General features: G+C 37.6%; 18 protein-coding genes. 9 read left to right on the plus strand and 9 right to left on the minus strand.

Features of this window, described 5'->3' with window-relative positions; translation table 11 throughout:
* Positions 1–39: 39 nt before the first annotated feature.
* Positions 40–960 (plus strand): thioredoxin-disulfide reductase, encoded by a 921-nt coding sequence (trxB, locus tag HND50_06745; protein NOG44909.1) that lies wholly within the window; start codon positions 40–42, stop codon positions 958–960.
* Between the two features lie 49 nt (positions 961–1,009).
* Here trxB and HND50_06750 read toward each other — a convergent pair whose 3' ends face one another.
* The 8 genes from HND50_06750 to queG all read right to left on the minus strand — a co-directional run bounded on the left by HND50_06750 (position 1,010) and on the right by queG (position 9,266).
* On the minus strand, positions 1,010–1,975 hold the full coding sequence (locus tag HND50_06750; GenBank protein ID NOG44910.1) for an aldo/keto reductase: 966 nt from the start codon (positions 1,973–1,975) through the stop codon (positions 1,010–1,012).
* A gap of 8 nt (positions 1,976–1,983) precedes the next feature.
* On the minus strand, positions 1,984–2,517 hold the full coding sequence (locus HND50_06755; GenBank protein ID NOG44911.1) for a hypothetical protein: 534 nt from the start codon (positions 2,515–2,517) through the stop codon (positions 1,984–1,986).
* 57 nt (positions 2,518–2,574) lie between these two features.
* Positions 2,575–3,885, minus strand: a complete 1,311-nt coding sequence (gene thrC / locus HND50_06760; GenBank protein ID NOG44912.1) for a threonine synthase — start codon at positions 3,883–3,885, stop codon at positions 2,575–2,577.
* Positions 3,886–4,100: 215 nt separating this feature from the next.
* Complete coding sequence (tnpA, locus tag HND50_06765; protein ID NOG44913.1) at positions 4,101–4,565, minus strand: IS200/IS605 family transposase; 465 nt, start codon at positions 4,563–4,565, stop codon at positions 4,101–4,103.
* A gap of 57 nt (positions 4,566–4,622) precedes the next feature.
* Positions 4,623–5,552, minus strand: coding sequence for a homoserine kinase (locus tag HND50_06770; protein ID NOG44914.1), 930 nt, complete (start codon positions 5,550–5,552; stop codon positions 4,623–4,625).
* Positions 5,549–7,981, minus strand: coding sequence for a bifunctional aspartate kinase/homoserine dehydrogenase I (gene thrA, locus HND50_06775; GenBank protein ID NOG44915.1), 2,433 nt, complete (start codon positions 7,979–7,981; stop codon positions 5,549–5,551). The genes HND50_06770 and thrA overlap by 4 nt, the downstream gene beginning before the upstream one ends.
* Positions 7,982–8,053: 72 nt before the next feature.
* Positions 8,054–8,245, minus strand: coding sequence for a hypothetical protein (locus HND50_06780; GenBank protein NOG44916.1), 192 nt, complete (start codon positions 8,243–8,245; stop codon positions 8,054–8,056).
* Positions 8,246–8,333: 88 nt separating this feature from the next.
* Entirely contained in the window at positions 8,334–9,266 is a 933-nt protein-coding gene (gene queG, locus HND50_06785) for a tRNA epoxyqueuosine(34) reductase QueG (protein NOG44917.1), read from the minus strand.
* A 218-nt stretch (positions 9,267–9,484) separates the two neighbouring features.
* Between queG and napA the strand changes: the two genes are divergently transcribed.
* The 8 genes from napA (at position 9,485) to pepF (ending at position 18,507) form a co-directional block, all read left to right on the plus strand.
* Entirely contained in the window at positions 9,485–12,259 is a 2,775-nt protein-coding gene (gene napA, locus HND50_06790; GenBank protein ID NOG44918.1) for a nitrate reductase catalytic subunit NapA, read from the plus strand.
* 98 nt (positions 12,260–12,357) lie between these two features.
* Positions 12,358–13,164, plus strand: a complete 807-nt coding sequence (gene napG, locus HND50_06795; protein ID NOG44919.1) for a ferredoxin-type protein NapG — start codon at positions 12,358–12,360, stop codon at positions 13,162–13,164.
* Positions 13,157–13,954: a quinol dehydrogenase ferredoxin subunit NapH gene (gene napH, locus HND50_06800; protein NOG44920.1), complete on the plus strand. Its 798-nt coding sequence runs from the start codon at positions 13,157–13,159 to the stop codon at positions 13,952–13,954. The genes napG and napH overlap by 8 nt, the downstream gene beginning before the upstream one ends.
* 90 nt (positions 13,955–14,044) lie before the next feature.
* Positions 14,045–14,608, plus strand: a complete 564-nt coding sequence (locus HND50_06805; protein NOG44921.1) for a nitrate reductase — start codon at positions 14,045–14,047, stop codon at positions 14,606–14,608.
* 50 nt (positions 14,609–14,658) lie between these two features.
* Positions 14,659–15,156, plus strand: a complete 498-nt coding sequence (locus HND50_06810) for a 4Fe-4S binding protein (GenBank protein ID NOG44922.1) — start codon at positions 14,659–14,661, stop codon at positions 15,154–15,156.
* A gap of 6 nt (positions 15,157–15,162) precedes the next feature.
* Entirely contained in the window at positions 15,163–16,149 is a 987-nt protein-coding gene (locus tag HND50_06815) for a hypothetical protein (protein NOG44923.1), read from the plus strand.
* Positions 16,146–16,397: a chaperone NapD gene (locus HND50_06820; protein NOG44924.1), complete on the plus strand. Its 252-nt coding sequence runs from the start codon at positions 16,146–16,148 to the stop codon at positions 16,395–16,397. Before HND50_06815 ends, HND50_06820 begins: the two co-directional genes overlap by 4 nt.
* A gap of 316 nt (positions 16,398–16,713) precedes the next feature.
* A complete protein-coding gene (gene pepF, locus HND50_06825) occupies positions 16,714–18,507 on the plus strand; it encodes an oligoendopeptidase F (protein NOG44925.1) in 1,794 nt (597 codons plus the stop codon).
* Between the two features lie 84 nt (positions 18,508–18,591).
* Here the strand turns inward: pepF and HND50_06830 are convergent, their stop codons facing one another.
* On the minus strand, positions 18,592–19,698 hold the full coding sequence (locus HND50_06830) for a hypothetical protein (GenBank protein ID NOG44926.1): 1,107 nt from the start codon (positions 19,696–19,698) through the stop codon (positions 18,592–18,594).
* Positions 19,699–19,719: the final 21 nt, after the last annotated feature.

Consider the following 19,719-nt stretch of genomic DNA (forward strand, 5'->3'; position numbering starts at 1 on the left):
AAAAGTGATGGTATCGTTTTTAAATAATATGGAAATAAAATGAAAACAGATTATGATGTAATTGTGATTGGAGCCGGACCTGCTGGACTGACAGCCGGAATGTATCTTTCCCGTGCAAAAATGAACACACTTATTTTAAACCAGGGTGCAGTAGGCGGACAAACGGTTTTGACCCACAAAGTGGCAAACTATCCCGGCATTGAAAGCATTAATGGTTTTCAGCTTGCCCGAACAATGAAAGCCCAGGCTAAGAGTTTTGGATGCACTATAAAATCGAACATTAAGATTACAAATTTGCGACTTGAAGGCCCAATAAAAAAAGTTGAAACCAATAATAAAAACAGCTATTCGGCAAAAGCCGTGATTTTAGCAACCGGTGGACGATCCCGATCTTTAGGTGTTGCAGGTGAGGAGGATTATAAAGGTCAGGGAATTTCCTATTGTGCCACCTGCGATGGCGACTTTTTTCAGGATAAAGAAATTATTGTTGTGGGTGGTGGAAACTCAGCGCTGGAAGAAGCTGTCTCGCTGACAAAATATGCCAGCAAAGTAACTGTGGTTCACCAGTTCGATCATTTTCAGGCTTTTGAACATGCAGTTAAGGAAGCCAAAAACAATCCTAAAATTGATTTTATTATGGAATCAACCATTGTTGAATTTTCCGGAGATGACCAGCTAACTGGTGTAAAAATAAAAAACCTTAAAACTGGTAAAATTTCTTACAAACAAATTGACGGGGTTTTTATTCTGATTGGATATGTTCCCAATACGGAGCTTTTTGAAAATATAATCTCAACAAATGAAAGAAATGAGATTATTGTAAATCAGGATCTTGAAACAAATATAGAAGGGGTTTATTCTGCGGGTGATGCCAATGCTAAAAAGTACAGGCAAATAACAACCGCTGTGGCAGATGGGACTATTGCTGCTTTAAATGTTATGGAATATTTACACGATTAGATTTTAAAACCGATGCCGTCACTTTGAGTGATGGCATCGATGAATCATTTTAATAAAAACTCCTCACCCAACGGTGTTCTTTAAGTTTCTCCATCAATCCAGCAGATAAAGAACCACTAGCAACACTTTTTACATTGGCCAATAAATTGCGTTCTTTACGCATTCCCGGAATAACAGTCGTCACAGCTTCAAAACCAATAATATAGCGTAATGCCGCTTCAGCAATATTATCACACTCTCCGGAAATATCTTCCTGAATTTTTTGAACCCGGTCCCAGACTTGTTGTTTGCGGTCTCCGCGGAAATAGTGGTTACGCCAATCCTTTTCGGGAAAAACAGTATCCGGTTTTATATTTCCCGTTAAGCTTCCTTCATCAAAAGGAACTCGCGCTAATATGCTGATATTATTCTCAAGGCAAAATGAAAAAAGTTCATCTGTGGGAGACTGATCGAAAATATTAAAAATAACCTGGAAAGAATCAATCATACCCGTTTGACCAGCTTTAATGCCATTGGCAGGCTGGTGGTCATTTATCGAAATTCCAAAATATCGCACCTTGCCCTGCTCTTTCAATTTAAAGATTGCCTCTTTCCATTCATCCTGATCAGCCCATGCATCATTCCAAACATGAAACTGTTGCAGATCGATATAATCACGATTAAAATGACGCAGGCTTTTTTCTGTCATTTCAATAATGTGATCTTTGGGGAATGCGTCTTTTAATTTGGTTTTATTTTTTGCCGGCCATTGCATGTTTTTTGGCGGTACTTTGGAGGTTAGAAACAGGTTACTTCCATGTTCTTTCTCAACCTCACCCAATAGTTTTTCACTATGGCCATCGCCATAAACATACGCCGAGTCAAAAAGATTTACACCGGATTCAATAGCTTTGTGCAGCGTCTTTTTTGATTCATTATCATCTTCGCCGCGCCACATTCCCCCGCCAATTCCCCAGGCGCCATAACCAAGCAGGGATACAGTTTCATCTGATTTTGAAAATTTTTTTAAAGTCATAATATCTCTTAGTATTGTGTACTTAATTCATTTTTTGTATTGTTTTTACTTGCTATACTTTCAAAAGGAACAAACGAAATATCTTCTACAGGTAAAGGCCGCCCATTTATTTTAAACCCTTTTGGCAGCAAAATTAGCTCCTCATCGCCTGGCATTTGCCTTGCTTCACGTAAAATGATAGGATTATATTTTGCCTCATATTCTATCCAAAAAGAGCGTTTACTTTTAGGCATTATCAAAATTGGTTTTTGTGTTTTGATTTTATAATCGAAAGTCCCCGAAATAATTAGCATTTTGCTACGGTCAGCTTCAATCTCATACTTACTGCCATTAACAATATGAACGTTAATCATTGTTTGAACTGTATCTTTTCCAACCCAATCATAATTGGCAAAAAAGGAAATATTCACACCTGGCGAGCGGGTATTTATTGTGTATTCGTGAGCGTTGTTTTCCTGGTTAATAATTTTATATGTTAAAACAGGTTGGCAGCTAAAAAACAGAGCCGCTATTAGTATGGAAAATAGAATATTCTTTTTCATAGTTAGTCCCTTTTAATTGAGAATGCTGAGGTAGATGCACTTTACATTCGCATAGTTCTAAACTACTTTAGATAGCAAATATTCCTTAAAATCACTATAGTTGCGGGAAATACTTATACTTGTTTTTTTTCGCTCCATAAAACTTTTTAGTCGATCCGGGATTTCAATTTCTGCTGAGATAACGTCATCCACCACATCTTTAAATTTTGCAGGATGAGCTGTTTCAAAAACTATTCCTGCAGGATTGGATTCCTGCTCGCTTAAGTATTTCTGCATTCCCAGGTAACCAACCGCCCCATGTGGATCGAGTAAATAATTTGTTGAATTGAATATTTCTCGTATAGCAACTTTGGTTTGACTATCTGAAAAAGAATAAGAAGAAATATGATTTCTTATTTGATCTATGTCATTATTAAACAGATCAAATATGCGACCAAGGTTACTGGGGTTACCAACATCCATTGCATTGGAGATTGTTTTTACCGAAGGCTTTGCTTCAAATTTTCCATCTGCCAAATATCTTGGGAAAGTATCATTTGCATTAACTGCCGCCACAAAATGATGAACCGGCAATCCCATTTTTTGTGCAAACAAACCAGCAGTCAGGTTTCCAAAATTTCCACTGGGAACAGAAAACACAACTGGTTTATCTGTTAGTTTTAGAACCTGAGCCATTGAATAAAAATAGTAAAATGATTGTGGGATAAAACGCGCCACATTTATCGAATTCGCCGAAGAAAGTAATATTTGTTTGTTTAGTTCCAGATCGAGAAATGCCGTTTTTACCAAATGCTGGCAATCATCAAAAGTACCATCAATTTCTAAAGTAGAAATGTTTTTATCGAGCGTGGCAATTTGCTGTTCCTGGATTTTGCTCACTTTACCGGATGGATACAAAATAGTAACATGAATGCCATCCACATCATAAAAACCCTGAGCCACGGCACTTCCTGTATCCCCGGATGTTGCCACAAGAATATGAACAGTTTTATCTTGTTTACTGATAATCTTGCTCATTAGGCGTGACATAAATCGTGCACCAAAATCCTTAAAAGCCATTGTTGGGCCATGGAAAAGTTCAAGAGCAAAAATGTCATTATGGATTGCCTTTAAAGGCGCATCAAAATTTATGGCATCTTCAACAACCCATTCTAAATCAGCGTTATTTAAATCATCTCCAAAAAATGCATTGGCTACTTCAAATGCCATTTCTTGCATCGACTTAGAACCAAGGCTATTAAAAAAAGTATTCGGTAGCTGCGGGATAGTTTGTGGCATGTAAAGGCCGTTATCCGGCGGCAAACCTTTTAACACAGCTTCTTTCAAAGACACCAGGTGGTTTTTATTTTTCGTACTGTAAAATTTCATGTTTTATTTTCACCCTTTCAGGGTTTCTTAAATAATAACTCTAATTTATTATAGTCCTACCACCTCTTCGAGGTTTGTTTAATGCGATAATCCATAGAGCATAGAATATACTTTTAAAGGAATAATTATTTATTAATCAAATTGCAAATCCTGAAAGGATGATAAGATTATAGCAGTAATATTAAACAAATTGAGAACCCTAAAAGGGTGTAATATTATTTTTCAATCCAATCAAATAGGTATCTTTCATCGAATGGTATCTCAAATTTTTTTAGAAAATCTAGATACTCTTCACGAAATGTTTTTTTATGATGATGTGTCTCTTGGTTTAAAATATAATTATAAACAGAATCAATTTGAGATTGGCCGTAAGAAAATGCTCCATAACCACTCTGCCATGAAAAATGTCCTTTAATCCAACCTTGCCCATTAATAAAGTTACTGGTATTATTTTTTACGTCACGTACTAAATCGGATATTGCCATCGCTGGTTTTAAACCAATAAACAGGTGGACATGATCTTCTACTCCATTAATTATAATTGGCTTTTGACCCTTATTTTTAATTATTCCTGCCATATATTTAAAGACCTCGTCTCTAAAAGATTTATGCAATAGGTTTGACCTATTTTGAACAGCAAAAACAACCTGAATATAAATCTGAGAAAAAGTGCCTGCCATTATACAACCTTAAAAGGAATTGGAACTACAATGTCTGCCACAAAATTCAGTAGTGAGCTAAATTATTTCTGCGCCTTTTCTTCTTATTTTTCCAAAATAAGAGGTGCAACCAATTTCATTTTCTTTATAAACCAATTCCATCACTGATGATACTTTTTGGGCTGCAGCTATCGAATCACAAAAAGCAAAAATGGATGGGCCGCTTCCGGAAATATTACAAGCAATAGCGCCAGATGACATTGCCTGATTTTTGGCTTTAGCATAAAACGGAATATTTTTAGATCGGACCGGTTCTGCGACAAAATCTTCCACAGAACGGCTTAATAAATCCAGATCACCGTTATTTAGTGCCTGAACTATTGACGCTGTATTTGCCCAATGTTTTACTGCGGTTTTTAGTGGAATATTTTGTGGCAAAGTTTGCCTGGATTCACCTGTATTAATTTCAACCTGTGGATGCACTACTGCGTAATGCAAGTCTTCCGGGATTGGCAAGTTAATAATATCAACCGGATCGAGTGAGCGCACCAGAACAAAGCCTCCAAGCAAACTTGGAGCAGCATTATCTGCATGTTCCGTTCCTCCGATGGATGTTTCAGACTTTATAATAAATGGAAGAAGCTCAATCTTTTTTAGTGGTTGGTCTAATAATTCATTTACAGCATGGACAGCCGCAGCAGCGCTAGCTGCACTTGAACCCAAACCGCTGGCAAAAGGCATCTTTTTCTCAATTTGCAAATCAATGCCACCATGATACTCTATTTTATCCAGTAAAGCTAGTACTGCTATACCTGCTGTATTTTTTGATACATCCAGTGGCAGGCGGCCTTCATCACCTGAGATTTTTGAGATCTTTAACCCTCTAAAACTTTCATCAATTGTGGCAGAAACAATATCTCCCGGACCTTCAATTGCAAATCCAAAAGTATCAAAACCACAGGCAATATTGGAAACCGTTGCCGGGGCAAATACCGATATTTTTTTCATTTTATTTCACCACATTTCAAAATATCAGCCAACACACCTGCTGCAGTAACTTCTGCTCCTGCACCTGGCCCTTTTATTACAAGAGGTGTTTTATTATATCGTTTTGTTGTAAACGCCACAATATTGTCAGTAACATCAAGATTGTAAAATGGATGGCTTTGATCTACTGCCTGCAAGCCGATCTGTAAGGAATTGTTTTTAAAAGAAGCAATATATCGTAATACCTTGTCCTGGCTATTTGCTTTTGATAACATATCAGAAAAATATGCATCATTCTTTTCCAGTTCAGCATAAAAGGCCTCTACTGTTTTTGCTTTTTCACAAACATCTGGCAAAAATGATTTTAATTTAATGTCAGAAAGCTCCAAAGAAACCCCGCACTCTCTGGCCAAAATCAGAATCTTTCTGGCCACATCAGTTCCACCAAGATCAACTCGCGGGTCTGGCTCAAGGTAACCCAAATCGCCTGCCTTTTTTACAAGATCACTAAAAGATACACCTTTTTTAAATGTGTTAAACAAGTAGCTTAATGAGCCGGAAAGAATACCTTCAATTTTGATAATTTCATCACCGCTGCGTAGAAGCATTTTTAAAGTTTCAATTACCGGAAGTCCTGCACCTACATTTGTCTCATAATTAAATTGAACCGGATTGTTTACGACCAACTCCTGTAAACGAACAAAGTTTTTATACGATTGAGTGTTGGCAATTTTATTAGCGGTTACAACAGAAATCCCATTTTCCAGCAAGGTTTCATATTCATTGGAAACTATCTCACTTGCTGAACAGTCCACAAAAATCTTTTTGTTATTTTTGCTCTTTTTTATCTCATCAAAAAATAAAGTCTTTCCCGATTTGATTGCCTTTTTGTCGAACTGGTTTTGCCAGCTTTTTAGATCAATTCTATCTTTTTCAATCAAGTATTTTTTACTGTTGGCAATGCCACAAACTTTTAGACTTTTATCACCTAATTCATTAATCTGTTTTAGCAGTTCTGCGCCAATTAATCCCGAACCCGCCAGAAAAATACTTAATCCAACGTTATTTGTCTCAGGATAAAACGCATCGTGTATTACATTAAGCGCTTTCTTCTGATCTTTATTGTGAACCACCACAGAGATATTCAACTCTGATGAACCCTGTGTCACAGCGACTGCATTAATATTTTCTCTGCCAAGTGCATTAAATAGTTTTCCTGCTATACCGGGAACACGTCGCATATTTCGGCCAACTACTGCAAGCACAGAAAGATCGGTTTCGGTTTTTATGGAATCCATTTCCCTGGCTTTTATTTCATGCCGGAATTCTGCTTCTATTGCCTTTCTAGCCGGACGAGAATCTTCAGGTTTTACCGCCACACAAATAGAATGCTCAGAAGATGCCTGCGTAATCAAAATTACATTTATTTCTTTTTGTGCTAATGCCTGAAATAATCGCGCGGCAACCCCAGGTACACCAACCATTCCACTACCCTGAATGGTTAGCAGTGCAATATGATCAATAGCTGTTAAACCTGTAATTCCAGTTTCAGTGTTAGCATCTGTTGATGAAATAACGGTTCCCGAAAAAGATGTGTCGAAGGTGTTTAGTATCCGAATTGGGATATCTTTTTCCAGAACGGGTTGTATCGTTGGTGGATGCAACACCTTTGCCCCAAAATGCGAAAGCTCCATTGCTTCTTCATAAGTTAGCTGATCCAGCGAAAAGGCATTGTTTACCACAGATGGGTTTGTAGTCATTACGCCATTTACATCCGTCCAGATTTGTAACTCGGTTGCATTAAGAGCAGCTGCAAAAACCGCCGCAGTATAATCAGATCCGCCACGCCCAAGTGTTGTTGTTACTTCATTTTTTGTTGATGCTATAAACCCGGTTACAACCTGTATTGATTTTAAGCCGGAACAATGTTGGCTGATTTTTTTATTGGTTTGTTCAAAATTTATTCGGGCGCCTCCAAATTGATCGTCGGTTAAAATTAATTTTCTGGCATCGCAAAAAAGTGCATCAGTTCCACTATTCTTAAAGAAGGAGCTGATAATTGTAGCAGATAATCGCTCACCAAAACTGAGAATTAAATCTTTTGAACGTACAGAACATTCACGCAATAAATAAGTGCCATGAATGATCTCCGCCAATTCAAGGATCAGAGGCATAATTTGCTCTTCAGTCTCGGGTGCTTTGTCGCCTAGCAAATCGGCAATCATTTGTTTATGGCGAGAGCGAATATTTTCCAGCTCATCCTGGTAAAGTGGATCACGCAACTGAGCAAGTTCACTCAGTTTTTGCAGTTGATTGGTTACCCCGGAAAAAGCTGAAACCACTACAACAATCTCTTTATCTTTTTGCTTTTGAGTTTTAATTACTTTTAGAACTTCTTTAATGCTATCTGCAGTTCCAACGGATGTACCGCCAAATTTTAAAACAAGCATTGTCCTCTTTCTTTAATTTTAGGTGTTTTGTTTTAGCAATGTTAAATTTAATATTACTGTGCTAAGCTAATTTCATTGACATTGAACGATATTATTGATAATTAAATATGGAATTAAAATGTAGAGAATTGAGTCGCGGATTAGATAAAACACAAAAATACCGGCAACTATTTTCCATCCTTTTTGTCTCAAAAATTCTTTTAACCCATCCTTCTTTATAAGCTGAATCCATTCACGCATAAAGCCTGGCGTCATAAATTTCATATTTTTCCTTCTTATTACTTTGCCTGTGTTTTGCAAGATAATCAATCTGCCAAATTGATGTCCATTTTTTAAACCAACACAGTCAAAATTATTTTTTATTTAAAACCGTTTTAACATTCCTGATAAAATTTTTATGCTTTGCACGAAAGACTGGGCTCTTTTTAAACCTCTTTCTAAATTCTTCTTCAGTGATATTTACCAACTGTTTTAAATCTGGCTTGATATTTTCTTTCACAGGTTGAAAATCAGCCTGATCCGTTTCTTGTTCAAAGCGGTTCCAGGGACATACATCCTGGCAAATATCGCAGCCGAAAATCCAGTTATTCAGTTTTCCCGATTGCTCTTCAGGAATCGGTTTATCCCACATTTCAATCGTGAGATAAGATATGCATTTTGTAGCATCAATTTTATATGGTTCAAGAGCCTGTGTTGGGCAGGCATCGATACATGCGGAACAACTGCCGCAAAAATCTTCAATCGGTACGTCATATTCCAAATCAACATCTAAAACCAGTTCACCCAAAAAAAGCCAGGAACCATAATCACGTGAAATAATATTTGTATGTTTTCCCTGCCAGCCAATTCCGGCTTGCTGTGCCCATAATTTGTCCTGGATTGGAGCAGTATCAACAAATAAGCGCCCCTCGATTCTTTCATCCAAAGTTTTTATTTCCTGCAACAACCCTTTCAATTTCTTTTTTAATATCTTGTGATAATCTTTTTCACCCCAGGCATAGCGGCTAATTTTTCCATGTTCCTCACGCGAACTATGTTTTGGATACGAATAATAATTAAGGCCCACAGAAACAATACTCTTTGCATCAGGATAGAGTTTTTTTACATCAAGGCGTTTATCAAGATAGCTTTCCATCCAATGCATCGAGCCATTCAAACCATTAGAAAGCCACTCCTTTAAATAAGAAGATTTTGGCAGACGGCCAGCTTTAGCAATACCAACTTTGTGGAAACCGGTTTCCCGGCTTTTGGTTTTAATAAAGTGCGATAATTCGTGTTTGTCCATAGCTGGAATATATAGTTTTTTGGAATAATTCTTAAGGAAAAATTTATACGTATCGAAAATGAAATGATTATTTATTTTTCATAAACCAGCGTAACTCATTTTATTAGATATTTAAGACTTTTAAGTCTTGTTTTAAAAAAAATAATTTGTAACTTTGTGCAAATAAATCTTTCCATGAAATATTATCTTAATTAAAAACTCAACAGAGGAGTATTCCTATGGCACTCTCGCGAAGAGAATTTATTAAAGCGGCTGCCGCCGCAAGTGCAGCAAGCGCCGCCGGAGTTACCCTTTCGCCATCAACCTTAAATGCCGCTCAACAGGCAGAAAAAGACTGGCGCTGGGATAAATCCGTATGCCGATTTTGTGGTACCGGTTGTGGAATTATGGTCGCAACCAAAAATGATAAGATAGTAGCTATAAAAGGTGACCCAAAAGCACCCGTTAACCGTGGCCTGAATTGTATTAAAGGATATTTTAATACAAAAATCATGTACGGGGCTGATCGATTAACCGACCCTATGTTGCGTGTAAATAGCAAAGGCGAGTTTGATAAAAAAGGAAAGTTCGAGAAAGTTTCCTGGAAAAAAGCTTTTGAGGTAATGGCTAAACAGTTTAAAAAATCTTATAACGAACTTGGCCCAACAGGTGTTGGTGTTTTTGGTTCTGGCCAATACACCGTTCAGGAAGGATATGCGGCTGTTAAACTTGTTAAAGCTGGATTTAGAAGTAATAACCTTGATCCGAATGCCAGGCATTGTATGGCCAGTGCCGTTGTTGGTTTTATACAAACATTTGGTATTGATGAACCCGCCGGTTGTTATGATGATATTGAGCTAACTGATACATTTGCGCTTTGGGGAGCAAATATGTCAGAAATGCACCCAATACTCTGGGCAAGAGTTACAGACCGCAAGCTGTCCAATCCTGATAAAGTTAAAATTTTTAACCTTACAACTTTTACAAACCGCAGCTCCGATCTGGCAGATACAGAAATTATTTTTAAACCACAAACTGACCTTGCAATCTGGAATTACATTGCAAGGGAAATTGTTTATAACAAACCGGATTCAATTGATTGGGATTATGTAAAAAATCATACTGTTTTTGCAACCGGCCATGTAGATGTTGGCTACGGTATGCGCAACAATCCTAATCATCCGAAGTTTAAAGATGCAGAAAAAGACACTGTTGCAAAAGAAGTTTCAAAGAAAGTAAGTAAAGCCGAAGCTGTTACTCTTGCCTATAAAGGATATAAAGAAGGCGATACAATTGAAATGAAACATGCCGGTGCTGCAATGGCGCACTGGATGATTGGTTTCGAAGAATTTAAAAAGGGTCTTGAACCTTATACTTTGGATTTTGTTGCTGAACTTTCTAAAGGCGATCCAAACGAATCCATGGAAGATTATAAAGCCAAACTGCAAGCTTTGGCTGATTCGTATATCGAAAATAAACGCAAAGTTGTCAGCTTTTGGACAATGGGTATGAACCAGCATACACGAGGCTCCTGGGTTAATGAACAAGCATATATGGTTCACATGCTTCTTGGAAAACAATCCAAACCCGGCAATGGTGCTTTTAGTTTAACCGGTCAACCCAGCGCATGTGGTACAGCACGCGAAGTTGGGACATTTGCACACCGCCTTCCCGCAGATATGCTTTGTAAAGTTCCTAAACACCGCAAAGCTTCAGAAAAAATCTGGAACTTGCCTGATGGTACATTAAATCCTAAAAATGGTTCGCACTATACAAAACTGTTACGCGATATCGAAGATGGAAAAATTAAATGGGCATGGGTTCAGGTATGTAACCCATGGCAAAACACAGCCAACGCCAACCATTGGATTAAAGCGGCACGGGAAATGGACAACTTTATTGTTGTATCTGACGGATATCCAAGCATCTCTGCAAAAGTAGCCGATTTAATTTTGCCAAGCGCCATGATTTTTGAAAAATGGGGTGCCTATGGCAACGCAGAACGGCGGACACAACACTGGAGGCAACAAGTTACTCCGGTTGGAAATGCTATGCCTGATGTATGGCAGATTACTGAGTTCTCTAAACATTTTACGGTAGATGAAGTTTGGAAAGAACACAAAATTGATGACAAACTAACGCTTCCTGATGTTCGCGATGAAGCGGTTGCAATGGGTTACAAAAAATCCACAACCCTGTTTGATGTATTGTTTGCAACAAAAGAAGCCAAAAAATATGCCTGGCCGGATCCAATAGGAACAGGTTTTTCTAACACTGAAGCTGATGGTGATAAACGCCAGGTTGAAGGTTTTAAAGGATATGGTTTCTTTATTCAGAAATCACTTTGGGAGGAGTACCGTAAGTTTGGACTTGGACATCAGCATGACCTGGCCGACTTTGATACTTACCATAAAGTGAAAGGTTTAAAATGGCCGGTTGTAGATGGCAAAGAAACTCAATGGCGCTTTAATGCAAAATACGATCCTTATGTTCGTAAAGCAGCGCCGGGTCAGGATTTTGCTTTCTATGGACCTGCATTAAAAGCTCTGCCAACCGGTGATCTTAACGGGCCAAAATCCAAAGACAAATCTCCATTAAAAAATAAAGCTAAAATTTTCTTCCGTCCTTACATGGATCCACCTGAAATGCCGGATACAGATTATCCATTATGGCTAAGTACAGGCCGTGTTTTGGAACATTGGCATACAGGTACAATGACCATGCGTGTTCCTGAACTTTATCGTGCCGTGCCGGATGCAGAATGTTATATGAATAAAAAAGATGCTGCAACAAAAGGATTCAAAGATGGTGATCTGATTTGGGTTGAAAGTCGCCGTGGACGTGTAAAATCACAACTTAATACACGTGGCAGAAACCGCATGCCTGAAGGAATGGTTTTTATTCCATTTTTTGATGAGCGCGTTTTAATTAACAAAGTTACTTTGGATGCTACTTGTCCGATGTCCAAAGAAACTGATTTTAAGAAATGTGCAGTAAAAGTGTATAAGGTATAATTAAAATAATCTGTCATTCTGAGCAAAACGAAGTGAAGCGAAGAATCCCGTCTTTATTCTTGGGATACTTCGCTATCGCTCTGTATGACATTTGATCTATGGATAACGAAAACAACATCAACCGCAAACAATTTCTGGCAAAGATTATAAAAGGTGCCGGCTTAACAACCATCGGCGGAATTACCTGGGGTAGTTTTGTACATGAGTTGAAAGCTGCTCCTTTTGTATTGCGACCTCCCGGTGCTTTACCTGAAGAGGATTTTCAGAAACAGTGTATAAAATGCGGAATGTGTGTAGAAGCTTGTCCTTATGATGCATTGGAACTGGCCACAGCCGGAAGCAACAAGCCCATGGGAATGCCCTACTTTACACCAAGGAAAATACCGTGTTATTTGTGTGAAGACATCCCCTGTGTTGAAGCATGTCCTTCTGATTCTCTTGAGGAAAAACTTGTTACAAAAGAGGAAGATGGCAAACTGGTTTGGGATATAAATAAATCCCGCATGGGAATTGCCGTTGTGGATCAGGAAAATTGTATCGCCTATTGGGGCATACAATGTGATGCCTGTTACCGGGCTTGCCCAATTTTAGACAAAGCAATTACCCTGGAATATAAGAGGAATGAGCGCACGGGAAAACATGCCATGCTGATGCCGGAAATCCATAATGATTTTTGCACCGGTTGTGGTTTATGTGAACATGCCTGCGTAACGGAAAAAGCCTCCGTTTATGTTTTACCAAGGGAAATTGCGCTTGGCAAAGTTGGTACAAATTATGTTAAAGGCTGGGAAGAACGTGATGAGGAAAGATTATTAGACTCCAAAAATGATGTTCAGACTGAAACCGAACGCAGCAAAGAGGATGTTGAGGATTATCTGAATAATGAGATTGAGTGGGATGATTAAACGACTGTACAACAACCGGTTCCTGTATTCGAGACGAATTGTTCAAATTAGTGTTTTGCTACTTCTGGTTTCAGGAAATGTTCTTGGTTGGACAATTTTGCGTGGAGATTTAAGTTTTTCCGAAATGTTCGAAATAGTTCCTATCGCTGATCCGTTTGCTGTTTTGCAAATGTTTTTTGCAGGCTCCGTAATTGCTGTAGATTTGATCATTGGAAGCATAATTGTTTTAGTTTTGTATGGTTTGGTTTTAGGACGCACATTTTGCTCCTGGATTTGTCCACTGAATATGATTACGGACCTGGCCGCAAAACTGCGTACCTGGATTGATAAAAATAAACCGGGCGGAAAAATTACGATTAGCCGCAATATTCGTTACTGGCTTATCGGTCTGACATTGATTTTATCTTTCGTTTTTAATGTGGCCGCTTTTGAAATGATTAGTCCTATCTCGATTTTGCACCGCGGGATTATTTATGGTTTTGGCTTGGGATGGACTTTGATCCTGGCCGTATTTTTATTTGATCTTGTGGCAATTAAAGATGGATTTTGCGGACATATTTGTCCCTTGGGAGGATTCTATTCGTTTATTTCAAAATATGCTCGTTTAAAAGTATTGCATAATCATGTGGCATGCACATCCTGTATGGATTGCAAAATTGTTTGCCCGGAAGTACCAATCTTGAAACAAATTGGAAAAGAAAGCGGCTTCATCTTATCAGGTGAATGCACCAACTGTGGAAGGTGTATCGAAGTTTGCCCGGATGATGCTTTAAGGTTTAAAATTAGATAATTATTAACCCTGCAATTTGAAGAAGCAATTTCAACAGGGTTTAAAATAAAATTCAACTACCTACCTAATAATAAACAGGAGGAAGAAAAAATGTTAAAAAAAATACTTCAATCAGCAATAGTTGTACTTTTATCTGCGGTTCTTTTTTCAGCTTGCTCCAGCACCACAACCCAGGTTAAAAAAGCTGAACAAACCCCGGTTGTAAAAGCTGTTGCTGATGACGAACTTAGTTACAGAAACCTGCCTCTCAACCAGGAAGATGCTGCACCGGCAAAGAAATATTCTGACATTGAACCGGGTGAAAGTAAAACATATCAGCGGTCATTCGAAAATGCACCACCAATGATTCCACATGATGTTGCTGATTTATTGCCTATTAAAAAAGACGACAACCAATGTCTGGATTGTCACCATCCAAGTGAAGCTGCCGATTCAGAAGCACCTTCGACTCCGGCTTCTCACTTTTATGATATTAGGCAGAATAAAAAACTGGATGATTTGGCCGGTGCCAATTTTAACTGTACACAATGCCATGCGCCGCAATCCGATGCGCCGCAAATTATCCGCAATGAATTTAAACCTGAATATAGAAACGCCGAATCAAAAAAATCATCTAATTTGCTGGATATTTTAAACGAAGGTATTGACGAATAATTTTCTATCTATTATCATGCAGAGATAATCTCTGCATGATTTTTTTATAAATGAAAACTTACAACCGCACAGAATTTATTAAATTCTTTACAAATCGCCTTAAAGCTGATAAGGTTGAATACATTCGACCTCCATACAATTCTGATCCCAATTTGTTTGATAAGCTCTGCCCGGAATGCCCTGAGTTATGTGCCAAAATATGTGAAGAACAAATTATTGATATCTCTGATGAAGGCACTCCATTTATAAACTTTGATAAAGGAAGCTGTACATTTTGTGCAGCCTGCTTAGATGTATGTGAGAAAGGTGTATTGGCTGTTAAAGAGCAAAATAGAATTGAAGCACAAATCCATCTTGACTTCACAACATGCCTTGCCTGGAGAAATACACTTTGCCAAAGCTGTAAAGACGCTTGTAACTACGATGCTATTTTCTTTGATGGTTTAAAAAACCCGAATATTCGCAAAGATGCATGTACGCATTGTGGATTTTGTGTTGAGCCCTGTCCATCAAAATCTATTGAAATAAAGCCGGTTTCAAAAAAATAATATGACATGAAAAATAGTTCAGTTAAAGCATTAATATATTTTCTAATCAGCAATTTGCTGATTTTACTTCCACTTTCCGGAACAGAAATCCATCCTGCCGGGCAGTTAAAAGCCAGTGGCAATGTAGTTGACATGGTTTACAAAAATGGGCTTATCGTTGCCGGAACAGATGCAGGAAAAATTGATATATTTCACTTAAATAACAGAAAAAAGGTTATTACACTTACTCTTAAACCTATTGAAGATTTTTATGGCGATCCTATGCCTCCGAAAGTTTTTTCTGTAGATTTTATTGATGAAAAGGCAAATGATATTCTTGTAGTAAGCGAAGCAAATGCAGGTAAAAGAAACCTATTTCTTATTAACAAAAAAAACATCATTGTGGAAATAATCCCTGCAGATGAATCTCTTTTTGTCCGTAAAGCACGTTTTATAAATAAAGAAAATCTTCTGATCGCTACCATGAGTTCTGAACTAATTCTGAAAAACATCTTAACCCAAAAAAATATTTATTCAACTCAAATCAGCCAATCTTTATTTTCTGATTTTGATTTAGACAACAGCTATTTAAAAGCTGCGGTAAGTTCTGAATCCGGCGAGATCGATATAATTGATGTTTATAATGGAAACATTTTAAAAACTTTGAAAAATGGTAATTTGGACAACGTTTATAAAACCGGTTTTTCTAAAACTAAAATAATCACTGCCGGACAAGATAGAAAAGCAGCAATTTATGATATCGCTTCCGGTAATTTTGATACTTATGATTCGCAGTTTTTGGTTTATGCTGCCAACCTTAGCCCAAAAGAAACTATTGCAGTTTTCTCGTCAAATGAAAACGGGGATATGGCCATTATTGACGTTAAAAGAAAAAAAATAACTCACACATTGGTTGGGCAGGAATCAATGTTAAATACAATTATCTTTGTTGATGAAAAAAACCTAGTTAGTTCAAGTGATGATCCAAATATTAAAATATGGAGTTTACCATGAATATATCCGGTGTTGTAGTCCGGGCTAAATCGGAAAACATAGAGCAGGTTGTTGAAAAGTTAAAATTGAGTGGTTTGTGCGAAGTACATCAAACAGAAAAAAGTGGTAAAATTATAATTACCATTGAAGGCAGCTCAATTAAAAATGAAACTGAAAAACTAAAACAAATCCAGGCAATTGATGGCGTTGTTTCTGCGGATATGGCCTACGCATATAGTGAACAGGACTTTAAGGAAATGGATTCCTAAGTTTGCACCCGTGTTAATATCTTCCAAATAAAAAAAAGGTAAAAAAAGATATTATTTTGTAATACAATTGCTTATATTAAGACTAATTAGTCTGAATAAGAATAATATCCAGTATAACAAAACTAAATAGTTTTACCTCCAATTGTGAATAGTTGGTTTTTGGTTAAACTATTTGAGGGACAGCATTTTTAATGCTGTCCTTTTTTTTGCCAGTCACCCATCTTTCTTCTTTTCTCAATCGTGAAAAAAACTTTCATTTATCCTATCAAAATAACTACATTTTCGCTTTTAACAAATGAACATAGTGGAGATATACATGTCCAAAGAGCAAATTACTCGTGACCAAATAAATCAAAAAGACAAATGGCGTCTGGAAGATATTTTCGTTTCAGATGAAAATTGGGAAATAGAATTCAAGCGCATCAAAAATGAGATCCCAACCTTGGCAAAGCTAAAGGGCAGCCTTACAAGCGGAAAAAATCTGTTATCAGCAATATCACAAATGCATAAGGTGGAAGAAGCAATCGGAAAGCTTTATTCCTATGCCCACATGCGTAACGATGAAGATAAATCGGTAGCAAAGCACCAGGAGCAATATGACCGTATGGGCGGTTTGCTTATCGAGTACAATCAGGCCGTTTCTTTCTTCGAACCTGAACTTCTTGAATTGGAAGACTCTAAACTTGAATCGTTCAAAAATGAAAACGGGATGGAAATTTACACACATTTCCTCAATAATATGACGCGGGTTAAACCACACATTTTATCGGAAAAAGAGGAAAACCTAATGGCACTTGCCGGGGAAGTCCGCCGGGCACCTGCGGATATTTTCAGCATGTTTGATAATGCCGATATCAAATTCCCAATCATAAAAGATAAAAATGAGAAAGACATTCGTTTGACAAATGCCTTATACGGAAAATACCAGCAATCTCCAAATCGCCGATTGCGCAAAGATTCATACATCGGTTTACATAAACCTTATTTGGATACACGAAACACCTTAGCAGCTTCCTATTCAGCAATCGTAAAAAGCCATATTTTTAATACCCGTGCACGTAATTACAAATCAACTTTAAATGCTGCCCTGGATGCAAATAATGTCCCGGTTGAAGTTTATCATACACTCATCGATACTGCAAAGAAAAACCTTGGACCATTGCAACGATTTTTAGCGCTGCGAAAAAAAGTACTAAAACTGGATGATGTATATGATTATGATTTACGGGCACCGTTGTTTAGTTCAACACAAAAAGAATATTCCTGGCAGCAGGCCTGCGATATGGTTGTTGAAGGCGCTAAAGAATTGGGCGGAGATTATGTCAAAAATTTAAAAAAGGGTTTTAATGAAGGCTGGATTGATGTTTATGAAAACAAAGGTAAACGCAGCGGCGCTTATTCTTCCGGCACTTATGGCGTGCACCCTTATGTTTTGATGAATTACAACGGCACACTTAATGATATTTATACTTTGACCCACGAAATGGGACATGCACTGCATACGTGGTACACAATAAATAATCAGCCTTTTGTTTACGGAGATTATCCTATCTTTTTAGCGGAAGTCGCATCCACAACCAACGAAGCACTTCTTGAAAAATATCTTATTGATAAGGCGCAAAGTAAAGAAGAGAAACTTGGTTTATTAAATGCTGCCCTGGAAAAATACAACGGTACTTTTTACCGCCAGGCAATTTTTGCAGAGTTTGAATTAAAAAGCCATGAAGCTGTTGAAAATGGAGAAGCTTTGACCGCCGATAAACTGGATGAAATGTTTGGTCAAATCTACAAAAGTTACTACGGAGACGATTTTACATTATTGCCGGAGACCAAAGCTCTTTGGAGCCGCATACCTCACTTCTATTACAACTATTATGTTTTTCAATACAGCACCAGTTTTGTTGCCTCCTCAGCGCTGGTTTCAAAAATATTGCAAGATGGGGAACCTGCCAGGGATCAATATCTCAACTTTCTAAAAAGCGGACGCAGCAAATACCCAATGCAGACTTTGCTTGATGCTGGTGTTGATATGTCCAGCGCTGATCCGGTTTTACGTACTATTGGATTGATGGATGAATTATTGAATCAGGTAGAAAACTTAGCGGGATAATTGAAAGTAAAAAAAGGAAAGCCAACCGAAATAATTTGTTCGCTTTCCTTTATTTTATTTAAAAGTTTATGTTAGACTATATTGTTAGTATGATATATTCTTGAATTTGATTTTTCCATCCGCCCCTTCATCTTTAACAGTTATTTCAACACTATGTGTATCATTTGGTGCTGATGTAAGAAATTCAATTTTATAACTGTTGGCCAAAGCTCCGGCAACCGGAATAGTCGTAAGGTCAAGACCAGAAGCATCTTCTGGAATAAACAATGATGTTCCGCCTGTACACAGAGACATTTCCCATGGCCTTTCACGTGTTTCGGACCAGCTGTAGTAAGAACTGTCTCTACTAAAAACAGTATGAACAGATGCTCTGCCAAGAATTTTATCACACATGTTTTGAGTATTCCAGGTTGGTTCTCCAAAAGTGGAGCTTTGAGTTGGCTCATCTGTAAAATTAATAAAAACCCGCTGTGCTCCCGGTCGCCAAGAATAAAGTGAATCTGCAAATAAAACAGCTACAGTACCATTTTCGCTAGAGTTGCTCCTCCAGTAACCTGTCTGTTGTTCTGCTGATAAAGCAGCACTATCTGCGCCATAAAACCCAAATGTTCTAGCTGTCCCGGTTACCGGAAAGCCCCAATAGAGTCTGCTTTCCAAAAAATGATTTAATTCTTCTTTGGTAGTTAAGTTTACTCCACCGTTTATACTGCTGCTATAACCAACACAGGCAAACTGTACATCTAACCCACTACTACTTAAAAAGTCTGCAAATTTAATTATTCCAAACGCAATGGAATCAGCTTCTTGTCCCATACTTCCGGAATTATCAACTGTAAAAACAACATCTGCTTTTAGAACATTATTTGAATTTACTTTTTCCAATTTAATCCCTTTCAGGGTTCCATCTTCTTCAAGAAAAATATTATATTCTCCCGATTCATAATCGGCAACTAAATCGATTGGTAATCCTTTTGATGGATTAATTAGCCCTAATAAATTTACAACAATGCGTTCCTTATTTCCTGATTTGGAGGCGAATGTTGCTGAAGGTTTAATGTTGTTATATTCTGTTTGTGGAACTACAATATTATCCGGGTCATTAGGTATATCATTATTTGTATCTGTTGAATCTGTTGGGCTACAGGAATAAGTAAGTGCAATTGCTAAAAATACCAATAATTTTTTGATCATAAGAAGCTCCTAAGTGTATAT

The sequence above is a fragment of the Calditrichota bacterium genome (assembly GCA_013112635.1).
Lineage (GTDB): Bacteria > Calditrichota > Calditrichia > Calditrichales > J004 > JABFGF01.